General features: G+C 38.5%; 15 protein-coding genes and 1 tRNA gene. 5 read left to right on the top strand and 11 right to left on the bottom strand.

Going from position 1 to position 20,083, the window contains the following annotated elements; translation table 11 throughout:
* Window positions 1–16 precede the first annotated feature (16 nt).
* The 5 genes from V7S74_RS01210 to V7S74_RS01190 form a co-directional block, all read right to left on the bottom strand.
* Window positions 17–1,033, bottom strand: a complete 1,017-nt coding sequence (locus tag V7S74_RS01210) for a GntR family transcriptional regulator (protein WP_406776952.1) — start codon at window positions 1,031–1,033, stop codon at window positions 17–19.
* Window positions 1,033–2,085, bottom strand: coding sequence for an L-rhamnose/proton symporter RhaT (rhaT, locus tag V7S74_RS01205; protein WP_406776951.1), 1,053 nt, complete (start codon window positions 2,083–2,085; stop codon window positions 1,033–1,035). The genes V7S74_RS01210 and rhaT overlap by 1 nt, the downstream gene beginning before the upstream one ends.
* Window positions 2,086–2,197: 112 nt before the next feature.
* Window positions 2,198–2,713 carry a T9SS type A sorting domain-containing protein gene (locus tag V7S74_RS01200; RefSeq protein ID WP_406776950.1) on the bottom strand — a complete coding sequence of 172 codons (516 nt, stop codon included), beginning with the start codon at window positions 2,711–2,713 and terminating at the stop codon, window positions 2,198–2,200.
* Between the two features lies 1 nt (window position 2,714).
* Complete coding sequence (locus tag V7S74_RS01195) at window positions 2,715–3,443, bottom strand: hypothetical protein (protein WP_406776949.1); 729 nt, start codon at window positions 3,441–3,443, stop codon at window positions 2,715–2,717.
* Window positions 3,444–4,286: 843 nt separating this feature from the next.
* Window positions 4,287–4,360: transfer RNA gene (locus V7S74_RS01190), tRNA-Ile, on the bottom strand.
* 88 nt (window positions 4,361–4,448) lie between these two features.
* On the opposite strand from V7S74_RS01190, the gene V7S74_RS01185 reads away from it, so the two are divergent.
* Genes V7S74_RS01185 through V7S74_RS01165 form a run of 5 tightly spaced genes read left to right on the top strand, consistent with a single transcriptional unit; the run spans window position 4,449 to window position 9,535 of the window.
* A complete protein-coding gene (locus V7S74_RS01185) occupies window positions 4,449–5,693 on the top strand; it encodes an HD domain-containing protein (RefSeq protein WP_406776948.1) in 1,245 nt (414 codons plus the stop codon).
* 39 nt (window positions 5,694–5,732) lie between these two features.
* Window positions 5,733–6,740 carry a UDP-3-O-(3-hydroxymyristoyl)glucosamine N-acyltransferase gene (gene lpxD, locus V7S74_RS01180; RefSeq protein WP_406776947.1) on the top strand — a complete coding sequence of 336 codons (1,008 nt, stop codon included), beginning with the start codon at window positions 5,733–5,735 and terminating at the stop codon, window positions 6,738–6,740.
* Between the two features lie 8 nt (window positions 6,741–6,748).
* Window positions 6,749–8,143: a bifunctional UDP-3-O-[3-hydroxymyristoyl] N-acetylglucosamine deacetylase/3-hydroxyacyl-ACP dehydratase gene (locus tag V7S74_RS01175; RefSeq protein WP_406776946.1), complete on the top strand. Its 1,395-nt coding sequence runs from the start codon at window positions 6,749–6,751 to the stop codon at window positions 8,141–8,143.
* Window positions 8,144–8,156: 13 nt separating this feature from the next.
* Window positions 8,157–8,927 (top strand): acyl-ACP--UDP-N-acetylglucosamine O-acyltransferase, encoded by a 771-nt coding sequence (gene lpxA, locus V7S74_RS01170; RefSeq protein ID WP_406776945.1) that lies wholly within the window; start codon window positions 8,157–8,159, stop codon window positions 8,925–8,927.
* A 5-nt stretch (window positions 8,928–8,932) separates the two neighbouring features.
* On the top strand, window positions 8,933–9,535 hold the full coding sequence (locus V7S74_RS01165) for an ABC transporter ATP-binding protein (RefSeq protein ID WP_406776944.1): 603 nt from the start codon (window positions 8,933–8,935) through the stop codon (window positions 9,533–9,535).
* Here V7S74_RS01165 and V7S74_RS01160 read toward each other — a convergent pair.
* The 6 genes from V7S74_RS01160 to sov all read right to left on the bottom strand — a co-directional run bounded on the left by V7S74_RS01160 (window position 9,528) and on the right by sov (window position 19,995).
* Window positions 9,528–10,217 carry an ABC transporter permease subunit gene (locus tag V7S74_RS01160; RefSeq protein WP_406776943.1) on the bottom strand — a complete coding sequence of 230 codons (690 nt, stop codon included), beginning with the start codon at window positions 10,215–10,217 and terminating at the stop codon, window positions 9,528–9,530. The genes V7S74_RS01165 and V7S74_RS01160 overlap by 8 nt on opposite strands.
* A gap of 1 nt (window position 10,218) precedes the next feature.
* A complete protein-coding gene (locus tag V7S74_RS01155) occupies window positions 10,219–10,767 on the bottom strand; it encodes a DUF4199 domain-containing protein (protein WP_406776942.1) in 549 nt (182 codons plus the stop codon).
* Between the two features lie 2 nt (window positions 10,768–10,769).
* Entirely contained in the window at window positions 10,770–11,291 is a 522-nt protein-coding gene (locus V7S74_RS01150) for a hypothetical protein (RefSeq protein WP_406776941.1), read from the bottom strand.
* Window positions 11,281–12,552: a dihydroorotase gene (locus tag V7S74_RS01145; protein WP_406776940.1), complete on the bottom strand. Its 1,272-nt coding sequence runs from the start codon at window positions 12,550–12,552 to the stop codon at window positions 11,281–11,283. The genes V7S74_RS01150 and V7S74_RS01145 overlap by 11 nt, the downstream gene beginning before the upstream one ends.
* Window positions 12,553–12,596: 44 nt before the next feature.
* The gene (gene gcvH, locus V7S74_RS01140; protein WP_406776939.1) at window positions 12,597–12,977 is read right to left on the bottom strand and encodes a glycine cleavage system protein GcvH; all 381 of its coding nucleotides are present in this window, start codon (window positions 12,975–12,977) and stop codon (window positions 12,597–12,599) included.
* A gap of 61 nt (window positions 12,978–13,038) precedes the next feature.
* Window positions 13,039–19,995: a T9SS outer membrane translocon Sov/SprA gene (gene sov / locus V7S74_RS01135; protein ID WP_406776938.1), complete on the bottom strand. Its 6,957-nt coding sequence runs from the start codon at window positions 19,993–19,995 to the stop codon at window positions 13,039–13,041.
* Window positions 19,996–20,083 lie beyond the last annotated feature (88 nt).

The following is a 20,083-nucleotide window of genomic DNA, read 5'->3' as shown; positions in this document are numbered from 1 at the left end:
CCAAATAATCTTCTGCCTAAATTGAGGCACGAGGAATATAAACGAAAGGATTTTCGTATTTATTCCGCTCATTGGTAAGTACTAACTCAGCCGCCTTCCTACCCAAGGCCTCAAAATCTGTAGATATAGTTGAAATACCATCAAATAACAAACGCTTGATGGGTGTTTCATTATAGGAAAGAATCCCAATATCCTTACCTAAGCGCAAACCTTGCACCCTAATTCGATCAAGCAAGGATATCAAATCATCTTCCATAACAGTGATGTACGCTTGACCTTTATCTACATTTAAATCTGCCAGCGATTCCACTACCTGGTAGTCAAAAGCAAAGTCACTACAAAAATGAATAAATCCTTGTACAATCTCTTTGGGATAATAGCTGGAAGCTGGAAAAATAAGCCGCAAAGAAGGGTAGTTTACTAATTTATCTTTCGCTTCTTGTAGACTTTGGTAGATATCCTTTTCGAAATTTTCATAGACCGCTCCAAATTTTCCTTGAACACCCGGTAAAAGCTTATCAACTAAAATCAACTTATCTTTTGGCAATAAATTAATCAAATCAACCGCCATCTCCTCTCCTTCTAGAAAATGCGGAATCAATACCATATGCGTATAATCCCGGTCGCGACTTTCGATTATTCTTTTGAGAAGATTAAAGTCATTATTATAAATGTAAAAATCGATGGAACCCTCATCGCCTATGGACTGAACAAAAGCATCATAAATGATCTTCTTGTGGACACTTAATTTATTGAATAACAAAAAGATCTTTAAGTTACGAGGCACTTCATCGACCTTAATATAAAAGCCTTTCCCGCGTATCGAATCAATAATACCTTGCTGCTTGAGATAATTATACCCTTTTTCGACTGTAATTCGAGCCATATAATGCTCAAAACTTACCTCATTAATGGAAGGCAATAATTCTCCCTTCTTAATTTTCCCTTTTTGAATACCCTCAATTATAGCATTCGCTAATTGACGGTACTTAGGCGTAGAAGAAAATTCATCTATATAAATTAAGGACAGCATTACTTAATCGAATTGCCGATTCCCACAATAATAACAGAGATCAAAATCACGACAATTCCTCCTATTACCGTTCTCATCGTTTTCGAAGACACCCCTTTCCATTCTTTGAAATATAGTCCCCAGAAATTAGATGTGATGATAATGGTTGCCATATGTAGAATCCAGGAACTAGCACCGTTTCCTAATTTGCTCTCTCCCATTCCGTAGAAGAAGAATTGCAAGAACCAAGTCGTACCAGCGACAGCCGCAAACAAATAATTCATTCGCAATGGAGCTGAAGCATTTAGATAATCTCCAAAGGTCTTGTTAGAGAAATTCAAATACATACAATAGACAAAATTCGTTAGGAAGCCACCCCAAAGCACGACAATAAAGATGACATTGTTTTGGAATAAAGGATCACATCCTTTCGCTACCGCTACATCAGCCATATCCTTACCCGCTTCTAGACCGAAGTTGAAGCAGGCAGAACACAAACCTGAAATGGTAGCCACGATTAGACCTTTCGTTAAACTAAACTCTTTAATAGTCTCTTGCTTTTGCTCTTGAGATAGCTCACCCTCTTTCATCATCCCCGCTTTCCCACACAAGAAAATACCAAAAACGCAAACTACTATGCCTAACAAAACCACCTGACCACCTGTACTTCCTATAATTTGAGAGATGGTATCTCCTTCTATACCAGCAACTTCCCGGTAAATAGGGGGAACTAAAGCCCCGAAAATACTACATAAACTTAAAGCGATGGACATGCCTAAAGACATCCCTAAATAACGCATCGCTAGTCCAAAGGTCAAACCACCAATTCCCCAAAGAACGCCAAAAACGAATGTCCAGAAGAAAGTGCCTGAATCAATCGTTTGGATGATATTCATAAAATCAGGAATGGTTAACCAGGCAGCAAGAAGAGGAACGATCAACCAAGAAAAAACACCACCTATAATCCAAGCACTTTCCCAAGACCACACTTGAATTTTCCGATAAGGAATATAAAAACTGCCGGAAGCAAAGCCACCCAGTGAATGAAAGAAAAGACCTAAAATTGAACCCATAGTTAACGTTTTGTTATAAAAGTAAATGAACTTCAATAATTACTCTCAAAGCCTACAATAAAATAGCTGCTGATGGATCTAGTCCAACAGCAGCTATTTTTTAAAAACAAACTTATTCTTTTACTATCGTGGTAGCAAACGGTTTACCCGATGAAATAACGTGTAAAACATATTTACCTACACGAATGCCTGAAAAGTCAGTAAATACGATTTCCTTAATGGGGGCTTCATACGTATGTTGGTAAATAACAGCTCCTAATTGGTCATAAATAGCCACAAAAGTAGGCTTTGTGCTAGTAGCAGAGAAACCGATCGTCAACTTGTCAATAAATGGATTTGGATAGGTTGTGTAGGTGATTAGATTTTCTTCCTGCACATTTAACTTAATTCCAGATGCAGCAATACTCCGCTCTAATAAAGATGGCTGCTTAAACCCTTGTCTAACCACCACGCCTCCTGAAGATGATGTTCCAGTGACCGCGCTTTGCTGCCCAATGATTTGGGAATAATATTTACCATCTACAACTGTGGTGGCACCTCCTGCTCCAATGGCAGAACTTACCACTTTTTGAGCGTAAGCCATTGTAGTGAAAACGACAAGAAACAAACCCGTGAAAATACCTTTCATATTAATTAATTTTAAATTTAAGCATGTAATCTTCCATACTTTCACCTGCAAATTCAACAAAATACCTCGACAAATCACTTTTATTTAAAAAACCAGATTCGATATGCAGCGTATCCAAGCATTTAACCTGCAAACATCCTTCACGAATCAAATTTTTAGCAAACTGAATTCGAAGCCGATTCATCTCATCAGTGAAATTAGTGAAAAGATAAAGTTCAAAAAAATCGCGCAATTCCTTTTGATCAACTTGAACTAATTCACCGAATTGATCCAAATGAAGCGTTGGATTTAAAAAAGGCTTATTAAAAATGTAACAAGCATTCACTAATTGATCTAATTTCCACCAATAAACTTCTTGAGGATTAAAGGATCTTTTAATTTGATCCACATTTAAATAAATCACCTGAGGAAAGAAATAAAGCGCACAAACCATTACCATGTAGGCCGCTAATGAAATATATTTAATCTCGCTCGGATGATTCAAAAAAGTATATCCCCATGAATTTTCTAACCAAACTCCCAAAAAAACAGAACTCATTCCCACAAAAATCAATAACTGTAAAAGCAAAAATGCGCATAACCATTTCCCTAAGGCGGTGGCTTTGAAAAAATACAATTGATTCTTTTTTATATATAACAATCCCCAAACCGTATAAAATAGTAGTAATAAAGGACGTAAAATATAAAGAGTTGATGTACTAAATAGGTAACCCAATTGAATGGTGAACATAGATGTCCAATTACTAAACACTTGCCTCACCACACTCACCTTGTATTCATAAGGTGAAAAATAATAGGGCAATGTATCCAAAAAGACGATAATGAAGGGTAAAAAATGTACGAAATCAAAGCGATTTAATTGGGTTTTACCACTTCGTAAACTCTGAAGATAAAAGAATAATACAGGGCCAATCAGGAAATATAGGGACGAAAAATTTCCATATAAGAAGACTGTAAATAAAAAACTATGCCCTAAGGACATAGAATAAATGGTTAGACAGTAGATGCCGGAAATGAAAAATAACGTAGCTAGATAAATATTCGGATTTGCGAATATATTCCCTTTCGATTTCAGAAAAATGATGGTTGGAGTCATAAAACTTGTAAAAAGTGTCATGACAAAAATCGATTGAAAAAGAAACAACATTATTAAGTGGTTAGTAATGTGTGTAATCTACAAAAATATACTGAATGCATGACTATACTTTGTAAATTACCAAGTAGTTGATAATTGAATATGAAAACAAGTTCAAAACTGGGTCGTTTTTGGAATCTTTTGGGCCCTGGATACAGTGATAAGGTCATGAGGCGACCTACAACTTCGTGGGATTTTTTTTAATTGAGCGATAATATGACAGCGATTATTCACGGTTTAACGCCACCCTCCTAAAAGTGATTATTTTTCGATAATAACAAAGAAGTGATGGGGGAACAGACAAACAGTTTGATCGTCCATATTTTAGGCGTATTAGCCTTCATCATAATGACAGCAGCGGCTGTAGTATTGGTTTACTTACAATTTTGGGGATAAAAAAACCATACTCTCTTATCAAGAGTATGGTAAAAAAAAGAGTGGACCAGCATGGGCTCGAACCATGGACCCCCTGATTATGAGTCAGATGCTCTAACCAACTGAGCTACAAGTCCGCATTGTACATCCCATAATAGGAATTCAATGTGGCACAAAATTAAGGAATACTAACCTTTTTAGCTAAATTTCAGAAAAGAATATCCCATGTACCCGACTAAAATTATTAATGATCCGATTTATGGTTTTATTAAAATCAATAATCCATTAATTCTAGAGCTCATAGACCACCCTTATTTTCAGCGACTTAAGCGAATCAAACAATTAGGTTTAGCGGAGTTTGTCTATCCAGGTGCACACCACACCCGTTTTCATCATGCTTTAGGTGCGATGCATCTCATGGATCAAGTTTTGGATAATCTAAAAGCTAAGGGGTATTCCATTTCCGCAGAGGAACGCGAAGGTGCGGAAATAGCCATTCTATTGCATGATATTGGGCATGGTCCTTTTTCACATGTGTTAGAATACACTTTATTAAATGAAGTGAAACATGAGGATGTCTCTACCCTATTAATGGCAAAATTGAACCAACATTTTCAGGGTCGTTTAAATCTAGCCATTGACATTTTTGAGAATAAATATCCCCGTAAATTTTTCCATCAACTAGTCTCTTCGCAATTAGATGTAGACCGTTTAGATTATTTAAGCCGTGATTCCTTTTATACTGGTGTACGTGAAGGTTTCATCGGTTCTGAGCGCTTATTAAGCATGATGGATTTGAATAATGAACAATTAGTCATTGAAGAAAAAGGAATCTATTCGACCGAGAACTTCCTGATGGCAAGACGTTTAATGTATTGGCAAGTCTACCTACATAAAACGGCTATTGCAGCGGAGACGATGTTAATTCAAATTTTAAGAAGAGCTAAATTTTTATTTTCAGAAGGCCAAAAGCTTACTTGTTCAGGCCCCCTAAAAACATTCTTAAAACAAACCCATACTTGGGAGGAATTTTCGACGAAAGATAACCTATTGATTGCGTTTACAGAATTAGATGACCATGATGTATGGGCAGCCATCAAAGAGTGGAAGAATTCGAGTGATAAGATATTAAGGCATTTGAGTACACACTTTTTGGCCAGAAAATTATTCACCTGTAAATTAGGCTCACAACCAATTCCTAAGGCAAAAAGACTGGAAATCGAAGAGAATATCAAACGAGAATACGGAATTAGCGACGAAGAATTATCCTACTTCGTCATTGAAGGTTCTACCTCAAATGCAGCCTACGTACAGGGCGATAATACAATAAAAATGGTCGACAAACAAGGTCAAGTTGTCGAGTTACTCGAAGCATCAGATTTACCGACCATCCAAGCATTAAGTAAGATTGTAAAAAAATACTATTTTTGTTGTCCAAAGAGCGTATATTTGCAAGGAGAATTGAGCTAATGGATATTCTCTTCGCATCTATTAAACATCGTTTGCCGAATGAAATTTACTGTTGACCAAATAGCCCAATTAATTCAAGGTACAGTAGATGGCGATGGATCAGCAATTATTACGACGTTTAACAAGATAGAGGAAGGGCAAGAAGGCAGTATATCTTTCTTAGCTAATCCTAAATACGAAACCTTTCTTTATCAATCTAAAGCTACTGCTATCATTATAGCTACTGATTTGGTATTAAAAGAAAAACCTTTAGCTACCTTAATCAAGGTAAAAGACCCCTACTTTGCCTTCACAATTTTACTTCAAAAATACCAGGAGTTCACAAGCATTAAAGAGACAGGGATTCAACAACCCAGCTTTATCGAACAGACGGCAGAAATAGGCAAAGAAGTTTATTTAGGCACATTTTCTAGCGTAGGTGCTGGATCTAAGATAGGTAATAATACCTACGTAGCCGCCCATGTAACAATTGGAAAAAATGTACGAATTGGTACTGATTGTGTTATCTACCCAGGTGTAGTTATTTATAACGATACTGTCATTGGGAATTCTTGTACAATTCATGCGAATGCTGTGATTGGATCCGATGGATTCGGTTTTGCACCGCAAGCAGATGGAACTTTCACCACCATCCCTCAATTAGGGAACGTGGTTTTAGAAGATGGTGTTAGTGTAGGTGCGAATACAACCATCGACAGAGCTACCATGGGATCTACTTTAATTAAAAAAGGTGTTAAAATAGATAACCTAGTTCAAATAGCGCACAATGTAGAGGTAGGAGAAAATACAGCCATAGCAGCACAGACTGGCGTATCAGGTTCTACTAAAATAGGCAAAAACTGCCTTATCGGTGGCCAAGTGGGTGTCGCTGGGCACATCAGTATTGCAGATAAAACGATTGTTACTGCTCAATCGGGAGTAACTAAATCGGTCCGTAAAGAGGGCCAAATTTTAGGAGGTACACCGGCATCTCCTAACAGTGAATATTTAAAACGCAACGCTTTATTGCGCCAATTGCCGGACTTATTAAAACGATTAGAATCTTAATAACGCGTATGAATAATAAGCAACATACCATTACCAAGGCTGTAACACTTACAGGTGTAGGTTTACATACTGGCGTAGTTGCCAATCTTACTTTTTTACCTGCTCCGGCCAATCACGGGATTAAATTTCAGCGTGTGGACTTACCAGGGCAACCGATCGCAGATGCGGATGTTGATTATGTAGTGGATACATCGCGAGGAACAACGATTGAACACAATGGCGCTCGCATAAATACCGTTGAGCACGTTTTAGCGGCATTGGTTGGGTTAGAAGTAGATAATATCCTTATCCAATTAGACGGACCAGAACCTCCAATTATGGATGGTAGTTCCATCAAATTTGTAGAGGCATTAAAGGATGCTATTTTAGTAGAACAAGATGCTCATCGTAAGTTTTTCGAATTAACGGAAGAAGTACGTTACAAAGACTTAGAAAATGGTATTGAATTAGCTGCTTTGCCGCTGAACGATTACCGCATGGCAGTAATGGTTGATTATAATTCCAAATTTTTATCGAGCCAGCATGCTAATTTAAGTCACGTTTCACAGTTTGAGAAAGACTTCTCAATGTGCCGCACTTTTTGTTTTGTTCATGAGTTAGAGGTTTTATACAAAGCGGGATTAATCAAAGGTGGTGACCTAAATAATGCGATTGTCATCGCGGATAAAGATTATTCAGAATCAGAATTAGCCCATCTATCAGAAGTATTAGGGAAGCCGAAGATCTCCGTTTCAAAAGAAGCTGGTATCCTAAACAATACAAATCTTCATTTTAACAATGAAATGGCACGCCATAAATTGTTAGACCTTATGGGTGATTTGGCCCTTGTGGGAAGACCTATCAAGGCTCAAATATTAGCTTCTCGTCCAGGTCACGCCTCAAACGTGGAACTGGCTCGTAAGATTAAGAAGTTAATGTTAGATTCTGAGAAGAATAAGGTTCCTGTCTACGATCCTAAGCAGCCTCCAATTTTCACTCACGAGCGTGTTTATGAGTTATTACCACATCGTTATCCTTTCCAAATGATTGATAAAATCATTTATTTAGATGATACGAGCGTTGTGGGTGTGAAAAATGTGACTATGAATGAGAATTATTTCATGGGTCATTTCCCAAACAATCCAGTAATGCCAGGTGTTATGCAAGTGGAAGCGATGGCTCAGACAGGTGGAATTCTTGTTTTAAGTTCTGTTGAGGATCCTGAAAATTATTGGCCTTACCTGGTAGGTATTGAGAATTGCCGTTTTAGAAAAAGCGTTATTCCAGGCGATACGATTATCTTTAGATGCGAGTTACAAGCTCCTATCCGTAGAGGAATCGCTAAAATGACCGGTAAAGCCTATGTAGCAGGTCAAGTTGTATGTGAAGCAGAAATGACTGCTAGTTTAGTTCGTAAGTCCTAAGGTTTATTATAATATGATTCATCAATTAACTCATATTGATCCAAAAGCTAAGATTGCAGCGAATGTTAGCATTGATGCTTTTACTTCTATACACGAAGATGTAGAAATTGGTGAAGGATCATGGATCGGTTCTAATGTGACCATTTATCCTGGTGCTCGTATTGGAAAAAATGTCCGCATTTTTCCTGGTGCTGTTATTTCCGCTATTCCTCAAGATTTAAAATTTGGAGGGGAAATGACAACGGCTGAAATCGGAGACAATTCTACCATTAGAGAATGTGTCACAATCAACCGAGGAACATCTGACAAGCTGAAAACTGTGATAGGTAAGAATTGCCTAATCATGGCCTATGTTCACGTAGCACACGACTGTTTTATTGGTGATAATTGTATTCTTGCAAACTCTGTCCAAATGGCAGGGCACGTAACTGTAGGAGATTTTGCCATTATTGGCGGATCATCTGCAATACATCAATTTGCGACTATTGGAGCCCATGTGATGATTTCAGGAGGCTCATTAGTTAGAAAAGATGTACCTCCATTCACTAAGTCAGGAAGAGAGCCTTTAAGCTATGCGGGGATAAACTCAGTTGGTCTTCGTCGTCGCAATTATAGCGATGAACAAATAAATAACATTCAAGAAGCCTATCGTTACCTTTATTTAAAAGGATTAAATACGAATGCCGCTTTAGAAGAAATCGCCTCGCAATTACCAAATTCACCTGAAGTAAACGAAATCCTAGATTTCGTTAAAAATTCAGAGCGAGGTATCATGAAAGGATAATCTGAATGGAAATTCTTGCTCAAAACATCTCAAAAAAGTTTAGACAAGAATATGTCATTAAACAATTCAGCTATCAATTCAAGGCAGGAAATTCCTATGCTATAACAGGGCCTAATGGCTCAGGTAAATCAACTTTACTTCAACTCTTAGCGCAATATACTTTACCCAATTCAGGCAAAGTGGAGATGCCACAAGTAGAGGCTGAAAATGTGTATTCACAAATTACGTATGCTGCGCCTTACGTGGAATTAATTGAGGAATATACTTTAGTGGAGCATCTGGAATTGCTAAAGAAGAACCAGTACCTCCCCTTTTCCATCAACATAGATATTTTTGAGAAGTTCATTGAACTTAGTCCTGACAGGCATAAACCCATCAAGAATTATTCCTCCGGCATGCGCCAAAAAATCAAATTAGGCTTTGCTTTATTATCTGATAGGCCCGTATTATTATTAGATGAACCCACGACTAATTTTGACGAGTCAGCAAAAAACTGGTTTTTTGACCGACTTAATGAACAGAAAGAAAAGTTAATCATTATTGCTTCGAATGAAGCTAGAGAAATTGAATTCTGCTCTCACAGAATTTCAATTCAAGATTTTAAATAATACGACTCATTCGAATTCGTATTGCACCCCATAAGACGAGTACAAATCCGCAAAAAAAGCAAAGATCAGTAAACTGAAGGACTCCCATACTCAATCGATTATAAGGAGAGGATAAATCAAACATATCCCAGCCTAGTTCCTTCAAACCTTGCCAAAAAAAGAAGTTCAAGACTAATCCTAATAGGAAAGCTACCGGTTGCTTCTTCGTAAAACTAGAACCTAATACACCTAATCCAACAAAACAAAGTAATAGTAACAGTAAAGCTGCATAGCCTCCATAAATCAAAGAGGAATCAAAATTAGAGGCTGGCAAACCTAACAAGGCAATACTTTGTACAAAAAAAAGGCTAGGTAATAGGACTAAAATTAGGATGCTTAAAAGCGCTAAACACTTCGCCCCTAGAATTTGGGTATCGGAAATTGGCAATGATCTCAGTAATTGAAATGTACCCTTCTCTACTTCTTCCGAAAAAGAATTCATCGTCAGTGAAGGGACTAAAAACAAGAAAAACCAAGGACTTAGATTGAAAAATACAGATAATTCAGCGAACCCAAAATCGAGTACATTACCATCAACCACCCAAACATACACACCCATTAAAACAAAAAAAGATGCGATGATCCCCCAGCCCATCCAAGAGCTAAAAAAGGCCAACACATCTTTCTTTAGAAGTGCTAACATCTTATTCAAAAATAGGTTTCTCGCGCTTAACAACAGCCGATACGATTAACCCTAACAAGAAATTAAAAATTACTCCTGTAATAACTACAACTACGAATTGCATTCCAGGATTCATAAATAAACGAGTCATTTCTTCAGCACTTTGAATTTGGCTAGCGCTCATTCCTTGGTCCTCCATCTTCTCTCTCGCTAAATCCATTTGGCGTTGAATCACTGAATTATCGATGAATTCGATGTAGATATAGTTAAATCCTCCGGCTACTAGACCACCAATGGCGCCTAATAATGTGGATAATCCTAAACCTTGGCCATAGGTAATATATCCTGCATTCTGTTCTCTATATTCTCTTAAACATAAATAGGTAATCGTAACGGCTAACACTAAAGAGAAGATCCCTGAAATCCATCCGATAGATTCTTGGAAATTCTCAGCCCAACCCATGACATTTACTAGAGTGGAGAAAAGAAAACTCAATAAGCCTGAAATGAAGCCATATTTTAAGGCAATAACAGAAGAGGAAACACTTGATTCGTTTGTTGAATTATCCATAGCTATTTTTTATAATAAAGTGAAATTAACAAATTTGGCAAAAAGCCTAGTGCAATTTTTTGAACAAAATCATCCTTGGCGATACTATAAGCATTAATTGATTTAATCCCGTCATGAAGACTGTTATAATACTCTCCCCCTTCTTGACTCACAATCACTTCTTTATACCCATTTAATTCCAATAAACTCTGTTGAATATAGCCGTCTAACATATATAGGCCTTGTCCTGTTTGGAAAAAATAATGTAGAAATAAAGCTGAAAAGGTGGCCGTTACAATGATTAAAATGTATTGCAATACAAAATAAACAAGGAAATGCTTTTTCTCTCCTTGATTACGACTAGGGAATTTGAAAATATACCACCATTGAAAGAAAAGTAAAAAGACGAAGGTCGGTGCCTTTTTTCCACCAATGGGTATAATACCTATTTGCTGCAAAATGAAACCATAAGCCACGAGTAAAACCACAAATAAGATGGCGTAGATGACAAATCGGCTAATTTCTGAGAACCAATTATTGACCATATACTCCCTTTATTTTATAATCAAACTTATGATCAATGAAAATAGAATTCTTTGATTTAGAAACGATCGAATTCGCATCATACACGAACGCTTCTTTCGAAATCACGACACCTTTCACTTTTTCCCCCACCTGTAACTCAGGCTGCTTGAAACCTAAGAAGGCAGCTGGATGATGAGAAATATATTGATCTGCTTTAGCTAATCCTTGTTTAGAAGCTTCTGATAAGAAAGCGATGGCCAAGGTCTCTAAACCAATCGTACCAAAGGAGGCTTGATCAAATTCCAGGTCTTTATTCTCCACTTCCACTGGGTGATGATCAGATACGACTGATTGAATTACGCCCTCCTTTAAACCTTGCCATAAGGCTATTCGATCTTGTTCCGTTCTAAGCGGCGGATTTACCTTCTTTAAGGTATCAAAATCAGAGACAGCCTCTTCAGTAAATAGTAAAGAATAGATCGCCACATCAGCCGTAACTGGTAATCCGGACGCTTGCGCTTGTTTAATCAATTCTACTGATTCGGCAGCTGATATACAGGAGAGATGTAAGGAGAATTCAGCATCCGCAAGCCCGAAGGAGTGCTTCATCACGTAGGCTAATAAATCCAAATCCCTTTTGATGTGCATCGTCTCAGCTAAAACAGGGATTCCTTTTAAACCCAATAAGGTACTTTGAAGTCCTTCGTGGATTTGGCCAAATAAAGATAAACCCTTCACGTCTGGGCGAGAGATAACTTTAACGGGTAAGGGCTGCAAGTATTGCAAGCACTTAAGCATCAGGTCTGTATCTTGAAGAGAACCGGCTCCATGGCTAAACCAAGAGGCCCCCGCTTTATGCAGATCCATCAAGTCACTAAAGTTCTCTGCCTTATTATCTAAAGTTAAGGGAGCAGCTGGGTAGCAAGCGATTCCTGATCCTGCTAATTTAGAGGCTATATAGTGTATCGCCTCTGGTTGTTGTGGAACAGGATCGCCGGTAGGCAATAAAAGTAGATCTAAAACCCCACCCTTTCTTGCGGCAGATTGCAAACTAGTCCAATCCTCTTTATGCTCACCACCTGGTAAAGTATGATGTACACGTAAATCCACTACGGATGGGTACCAAAGTAATTGATCACCACATACCACTTCATCCGCCTTCTCCTCAATAGCTGAACCAATGGCAACCCAACGACCATTCTCGGATAAAAGATCCACCTTCTTCCCAAAATTAGAAGAACGGCTATCTTGAATTAAAATCTGTTTGAATAAGATCCGCATTTGTTCTGTTATATAAAAAAACCCTGATTAACAGGGTTTTAAAATCAATGTCCGATAAAGGATTTGTATGTTTCCACATCCATCAATTGAGAAAGATCACCCGCATCTGCTGCTTTGATTTTCACTACCCAGCCATCTCCGTAAGGATCTGAATTAATTAATTCTGGGCTATTGTTTAAGGCTGTATTAAATTCTACAATTTCACCAGCGACAGGTAAGAATAAGTCAGAAACCGTTTTAACCGCTTCAACTGTACCGAAAACACCGTCTTTTGCAATGTTTTGACCCACGGTCTCCACCTCTACAAAAACGATATCTCCTAATTCACTCTGAGCAAAATCAGTAATACCTACGATAGCTACATCGCCATCTACTTTAATCCACTCGTGTTCTTGAGTATATTTTAATTCGCTTGGAAAGTTCATATGATAATTTGTTTGCCCACAAAGGTCACAAAAAACTCTATTTATTGCAAACGATTTTCGATTATTCAGATAAACTATATCGGATTTGGAAGCCCCCTGCCACAGTGGAACGATAGAATGAATTAGAAACCAGAGGATTGTTCATCATTTTATCAAAATAGGCTGTCACCGTCAATTTATTATTGACGTTATAACTTAATTGTGGACGGAATTGGAAATTTACAAAACCTTGGGTCACAATCGTCTCCGCATCTAATTTCCGTTGCAAAGTACGAGTATCTCGAATGGTTAGATTCATATTGAAACGTAAGTCATTGGGTAGTCGTACAGCTCTCCCATTAATTTTGAAAGGGATTAGCATATTCGCTTTCGTAAATCCTACCGCAACGGTGAGGTCCTTATTGGCTAATTCAGCCACTTGGGAATTCGCTAAATTCAAACCGACATTACGATCCTGATTGTATTCCAAACGTAGGGAAATCTTACTCTTAGTTACCGCATTCACTCCAATTAATGGAGAGAATCGTTCCACAAAGGAAATCGTACTCATCACATAGACTGGAATCAAGGTATTCGTTACCGGATCAAATCGAGACGACAGTGGATACAATAAACTGTTTAATGACAGGTTCATATAATCCGTCGCAAACTGCCCATATTCTAAAGAAGAAACGAAATTACCTACATTATAGGTACTCGAATACATGTGCGAAATAGTGAAGGAAGCAAAATTATTTTTTATCCCTGGAATTAAATTCAAGCCATTATAATCTACTTTCCAATTGGGTAATGGGATATCGTAGAAAGGTGAATATTTAACGCTATTCGCAGAAACACCTGAATATGCCGCAAAGAAGGCTGGAATAAGCACATCTTGAGAATTTTGGTTATAAGTACCTATTTCAGTCGGCTTCGAACGATTTAGACGAGATAATAAAACAGAGCGATTAGATCTGAATTCCTCGAATACGGTCTCCGGATTAGAGAATGCCGTCATGAAGGACAAGAAGGACATGGAATAATTACCAGAGCGAATCGGGCTTTGGGAAACAAAAGGGCCACCTGGTTTATCTGGACGGAAAAATTCTTGGTAATTATCCCCGCGGTTATAATTTCCATCCACTTGAATTCGAAGATCCTTGGTCGGTTCTAATTGAGTGGAATAGGTTAGCTTTTGCGTTCGTAATTGCGTGAAAGGCGTATTTTGAACGGTACTACGAGTTAACCAACCATTCTCGGCGGCCTTGAATCGAATGCCATCATCCTGACTACCCCGAATAAAATCAAAACCTGGCGCTTGATTAATAGCGTTCATACCTAACATACCCGGATTAGGAAGGAAACCTGGCAAAGTTGTCGATTCATTAATTGCATAATTAACTTGAATTCCGCGAAGGGTTAACAAAAGACGAGTAATGGATTTAAGTGCTCCTTTTGCTGGAATCACAATTTCTTCGTCATCTCCTGGATTACGAGCGATATTTTTACCAAAAGAACGAGGACTATTCGCCCAGCGCAACGCTTTTACACGGTTATATAAAGCAACAAAGTCTATTTTACCATTAATCGCTTGTTCCCGCGTATTTTTGATGATATTCCCAAAAGGTAAACCTAAAGAATCGCGTATGTCAAAAGAGTTCGCATAATAATTATATCCGATGCGATGGGTATAATCTGCATTCATCCAATCCGTTAAAACCGATTTTTGCAAAGGCAATCGCCAAACCATTCCGGCCTGTTGATCAAAACTTTTCGCACGACCCAATGCCCGAAGACTTATCATCACCGAATCTCTTTTTTCTTGTGTATCTAAATCCCCTATGGGTTCATCTATAATGGAATTAACCTGTGCATTGTAATTTAGAACAACACTCTTCGTTAAATTCCAATTCATCGCATACTGCCTATTCAAAAACCAATACTTCTCAAACTGAGGGGCTACGTCTAAGGTTGTGAATTCAGCATTGCGCATCTGCGTTTTAATAAAACTGCGATCCATGTCTAAACGAACAAGTAACGAAGAAGGCACTAAATTCAAATTAAAGTCCTTAATCAAATCAAATGAGGCCTTTTTAAAGGGTTCTAAAAAACGTGACGAGCTGGTGAAAGCATATAAAACACTTCCTTTATGACTTAATTGAGAATACTCTGCAATTAATGGACTCGTTCTGAGCATCTCAGAGAAAGCATAAGAAAAGGTGAAATTCGAAAAATCCCAAGGATACGAAGTTTTCGCCGTCGGGCTTTTCAATTTCTTCACATTAGAGAAATTAAACCCTTTCCGTTCCGTATTATCCTCCACTAAGGTCAAATACGATTGTTTCTTTGCCTCTGAAGAGAATTTCTGAATCGAATTAGTCAAGAAAATATCTGGATCAAATGGGTCAAATTGCGGAGAAATATTTCTTCGGTCATAGGTGATGAAGAAGGGAATTTTAAAGCCCCAGTTCTTTGGCAATAACTTATCTAAATTCAAATTAGCCGTAATGCCATATTCAACATTATTCTCCCGACTACGTTCGGAAATTTTTGCTTGAACACCGCCAAAACCATAATTCTTAAAGCTCCCATTCATCTGAATCGTACCCAAATCCGCCAGCTTTAAACCTAGTTTACCAACTGCCGCCTCGCCTGAGGTTTGATCAAAACCGGAGGCACGCAACTCATTCACCCAAATACAGAAGGATTTATTCGTCAAGCTGGTATTTCGCACCCCTATCATCGTAACCATTGTGGCACTTTGATCTGGACGTCCCATCACCGTAATCTTATAAACTTTACCTGTAGAACTCGTTATTAGCATCGTAAATCGATCATTCAAACTTTTTCCTTGTCGATCACGCTCCGTTTTCACCTGCTTCACTAGATCAAATTCCATATCAAATTCATTCTCCATTGGCCAAATCTCCGTATCTAGGCTTTGCCCCTTCTGAGTTTGAGTCAAACCCGTATTTTCAATCTCGTAGTAATTATCAGTTAAATCTGTACCAAATCGCAAGAATGCACTCACTTGACCATTAATTGCATCAGGACTTTGCATTGAAACAAACATCTTCAGACGCTTGTAATTAATGAAGTCGAACAAAGTATTTTTGTAGACGGCCCTGGCATCCCCTGGACGTAAATTATCCACACAAAGACTCATCGATTGCTCATTCAAACGAGCATTATTTATCGTTGTAATATCTTGATCACGCACAAATCCAGGTGGAACCACGTATGGAATAGCCGATTCGCCTTTATTCGCTGGACCATTTTCCTCGATATTGACACTCGAAACCCGGAATTTCGCATCGTAAGACTCAGGCAAATCCTGCCCTCCCCGCTTATCTAATTCACCTGTAAACTTCCGATAACTATAGCCAGACAATTGCAATTGGGCAAAACGCAATACCACTGGTTCTTGAAACTCCTTCAAAACCATCCGCATAAAACGGATCGATTTAAACGAATTGATTTCCCCAGCAGGTGTCTTATAAATACGCTTATCCTTAATGGGAATGCGGAATAAATACCAATTAACACCACCCTCTGCTATTTTATCGACTACAAATCCTGATCCAATCTGGAGCGAACTAGGTTTCAAATCAACCTCATATTCAAAATAGGCCTCATTTTCGTTGACCGTATTATCATTATTCAAATCCTCCCGGTCAGGTAACATGCTATTCGCCTCCGTAAAACTAGCGTTAGATGGATTAGCCGTAGAAGGGCTATTATTTTCCATCCCTAAATAATTCTTGTAACGCTGAATTAATGATTCTGTCGAATTGAATTTTTGATTCAAATAATAATCAAAATCATCTGCTGCGGGGTCATTTTGGATTTTTGCCAAAGCAGCAGCATCCGTCACTCTCCCCTTAATCTGATCTAAATAGGCCCTGAAATGAGTTACCTCAGTTACGGCATTGGCGTCATCGGATCGATTAGGTAATCCATCTAGACCAATATCTTGCTTCTCACGTCCCGCTGAATTATCAAACGCATTAATCACGAACTGACGCGATGGAGCTAATCCCCAATCAGTCGTCTCTACATTTTTACCCGTTCCGGAAGTAATTTTATCACCGGCTGGAATACCATTCTCAAAATTCGAATAGCCATCTGGTATAAAATCTTCCGAGACATCCCCTAAATGAAACACGAGTTTACCCCCAGTCTCGTTGTTTTTATTAAATACACCATCTCGAATCTTCCCAGCTTCACCACCAATAAATGGATCCATCAACCAAAATTCAATTTGCTCCACATTCGCGTTATCAAAATCAGTATCTGAACTGATAGCTCGTGTAATAGAACCAAAATTAGACGCTGGAGTGGGCAACAAACCGTTCGCACTTAAATTAGGGTTAAAGTTATATAAGCCCCTTTCTGATGGAAAATAAGCCACATCTAATACGCCAATAGGTAAATTGGTAATGTTATTTGCAAAGTCTTTATTAGGGAATAAACCTTTAGGAGTCACTACCCGCTCGTAGGCATACGCGTTCACCTTTGTGGGATCGATTCCAGGAACATCTAAACCAAATCCACCTTGACCATAAATACTCGCATCGACCGTATAGGCAGAAATCTTAGCTCGGTTAAATCCTGCTGCAAGTTTATTTCCTGCTTGCACATAAGATTTAGGAGTTGCGCCTGATTTCCAAAGTGTCGGTTGGGAACTTAAATTATAAATGACACGTGCCGATTCAAAGTCATCGATAAACGCATTCCCTTGAACGCGGTCATTGACATTCGGAATCAGTTTGGCAAATTCTCCTTGGAAATCAATGACAGAAGTTTCTTTAGTAGAAATCAAAGGTAACTTATCCAATAAGCGAGTTAAACCAGGTGAATTCTGAAGAATCGTGGCATCAAAACCCAATAGCGTATTATTCACCGGTTCATTCCCCATCGCCACACGTCTGAAAAATGCCGGCGGACTCTCAGACATGTTTTGAATCGTAGCACCCAGGTGAATATTCTTACCCAGATTATAATCTAAACGTGTTCCCAATAAGGTACGTATCTGATTAGAAAATAAATCTGGCTTCTCGTAGCAAACCTTTATTTCGCGACCTGAACTAAAAACACCCTCATTAATGATTTTAACCCGCCCTGATTGCGGCTCCACAATATAGTCCGTGCCAGCTGAAAGTGATTGACCACCTGCCGTTACTGTAACTGACTTGGCCTCTACACCAAATGGCAACGATATATCTCCACCAGAACCTGATTGGAATGAACCTTTTATGAAAAATTTATTCTTCGATGAAAGCTGAGCCGCATCAATTTGTGTGCCTGAATATAACTTATCAAACACGTATTTGTCGATTAAATTAGCTTCGGAAGCAGTGAACTTTGAGCGCAAATTAGACCCAAATGGCTCCAGAATAGGGAAAATAATTTTACCATTCTTTGAGTCCACCGTTATGTCTTCTACGAAGTCAAAATTTCCATCGGGCTGAGGATCACCCACAAAATTTAACTTATCCAACCCGATGACTTTAACCAGAGGGATATCTTTGAAATTCGCACCCTCGATCAGGTTACTATTATCAATCCCAGTCGCATCATCTTTATACACGATTCGCAATTGGAAATTCTGTTTGGTTAAGGAGGAGGTGTTCAAAGAATAAATATTCTTCATCATTAAATCCCACATCGGATGAGGCCTACCTGATGCTTGATTCAGGTTATTCCGAATCGTACTGGATTTCAACATTTTTAGAATCAACACCTCATCATCTTGACGAGCCTGGTAATCTTCCGTTAACTCGCCTACCTTATATTTCCGACCATTTAACGTGTATTCATAGGCAACCGCTAGCACTTCGTCATTTCGCAAAGGGGCAACTAAGGAGATATATCCCAATTGAGAATTAAACTTAAATTCGCGATCTGTCAAGCGCTTTGCCCCTTTCAATACATCAAAATCTGTCCCTCTTTTTAAATTATAGGTGTTTTCTAAACGGTCTGTAGACTCATTAGATTTCCGTAAGTTCGGGTCTGCCTGCAATTTCGCATACATCCCATTTGCCTTATTGTCTACCGGACTTGTTGGATTAAGAGGAAGTACAATGGAATTAGTACTATTATAGGGATTTGATTCCCCCAAATCGTACAAAGAGACTAAATTCCGAAGTGTTTCTGTACTCTGAGTCCGGTTAGTGACATATACTTCTACCCTAGTTACCGCTATCCCGCTGGTAATTACCGGAAGATTCTTTAGTGCTCGCTCGTAATTATTTCTGAAATAGGATGACAAAAAGAAGTGCCTATTCTCATCGTATTGATCGACTCTCAATTCAAAATTCTTCCCTTGAGCCCCCCCTTTAAGCGTAATGCAATCTTGTTTTGAACGTTGTTGTGCAGCAACGACCGTCATATCTAAGGCACCAAAACGTAATAAAGTTTTCACCCCAAATAAATTCTGAATACCCGGAATTAATTGAGAATTCAAAGTCCAGGAGGTATTTCCTACTTCGATGTTTTGGAGAATATCTTCTTCCTGAGTCTTCCAATTTAGTTTTAATTGATTTTGAAAGTTAAAACTAGCCTTCGTGTCAAAATTGACATTCAAATTTAACTTATCTCCAATCTTTCCTTGAAAGTTAATCTGCGCCTGTTCATTAAAGAACAAGTTACCGACATAGCGCAATTGAACAGGAATGGCTGGATTATCAACGAACTGACCCATATAACCCACATCTAAGAGAAGTGAACCATTCGGTTTAAAAGAGACCTCGGTCCCTCCGAAAATACGATCAATCGCGGGAGGCAATTCAATAGACGGGAAAAGACCTCTCGATTTTAGGTTACTACTTCCGTCTAAACTTTTTGAATAGGATTGCCAAAAACTGCGGTTAACCTGCTGATTTTGAAGGCGGTTAAACGTAGAAAAATCTGTAATCGAAGAGGTTCCTGTGGCATCCTTTTGAACCACTAATTTCTCATCCGACTCAAAAGAATACGAAGGCTTAGATTTGTAAATGGAAAAGGGAGATTTAGAAGAGGTCCTAGCGGACTTTTTCAAAGATAACCGAGGTCTCCTCCCCGATTTAGCTACGGTATCGACCTGAGCATTTCCAGAAAAAGACAAAAACATCCCGAGTCCCAGTAAA

The organism is Aquirufa novilacunae (assembly GCF_045310505.1).
Lineage (GTDB): Bacteria > Bacteroidota > Bacteroidia > Cytophagales > Spirosomataceae > Aquirufa > Aquirufa novilacunae.
Note: the sequence above shows the minus strand (reverse complement) of the source record. Positions and strands in the feature narration are given on the sequence as shown.

Bases quoted from the DNA above. Each gene is read 5' to 3' on its own strand.
- V7S74_RS01210 (WP_406776952.1), bottom strand. From the start codon at position 1,033: ATGCTGTCCTTAATTTATATAGATGAATTTTCTTCTACGCCTAAGTAC.
- rhaT (WP_406776951.1), bottom strand. From the start codon at position 2,085: ATGGGTTCAATTTTAGGTCTTTTCTTTCATTCACTGGGTGGCTTTGCT.
- V7S74_RS01200 (WP_406776950.1), bottom strand. From the start codon at position 2,713: ATGAAAGGTATTTTCACGGGTTTGTTTCTTGTCGTTTTCACTACAATG.
- V7S74_RS01195 (WP_406776949.1), bottom strand. From the start codon at position 3,443: ATGTTCACCATTCAATTGGGTTACCTATTTAGTACATCAACTCTTTAT.
- V7S74_RS01185 (WP_406776948.1), top strand. From the start codon at position 4,449: ATGTACCCGACTAAAATTATTAATGATCCGATTTATGGTTTTATTAAA.
- lpxD (WP_406776947.1), top strand. From the start codon at position 5,733: ATGAAATTTACTGTTGACCAAATAGCCCAATTAATTCAAGGTACAGTA.
- V7S74_RS01175 (WP_406776946.1), top strand. From the start codon at position 6,749: ATGAATAATAAGCAACATACCATTACCAAGGCTGTAACACTTACAGGT.
- lpxA (WP_406776945.1), top strand. From the start codon at position 8,157: ATGATTCATCAATTAACTCATATTGATCCAAAAGCTAAGATTGCAGCG.
- V7S74_RS01165 (WP_406776944.1), top strand. From the start codon at position 8,933: ATGGAAATTCTTGCTCAAAACATCTCAAAAAAGTTTAGACAAGAATAT.
- V7S74_RS01160 (WP_406776943.1), bottom strand. From the start codon at position 10,217: ATGTTAGCACTTCTAAAGAAAGATGTGTTGGCCTTTTTTAGCTCTTGG.
- V7S74_RS01155 (WP_406776942.1), bottom strand. From the start codon at position 10,767: ATGGATAATTCAACAAACGAATCAAGTGTTTCCTCTTCTGTTATTGCC.
- V7S74_RS01150 (WP_406776941.1), bottom strand. From the start codon at position 11,291: ATGGTCAATAATTGGTTCTCAGAAATTAGCCGATTTGTCATCTACGCC.
- V7S74_RS01145 (WP_406776940.1), bottom strand. From the start codon at position 12,552: ATGCGGATCTTATTCAAACAGATTTTAATTCAAGATAGCCGTTCTTCT.
- gcvH (WP_406776939.1), bottom strand. From the start codon at position 12,977: ATGAACTTTCCAAGCGAATTAAAATATACTCAAGAACACGAGTGGATT.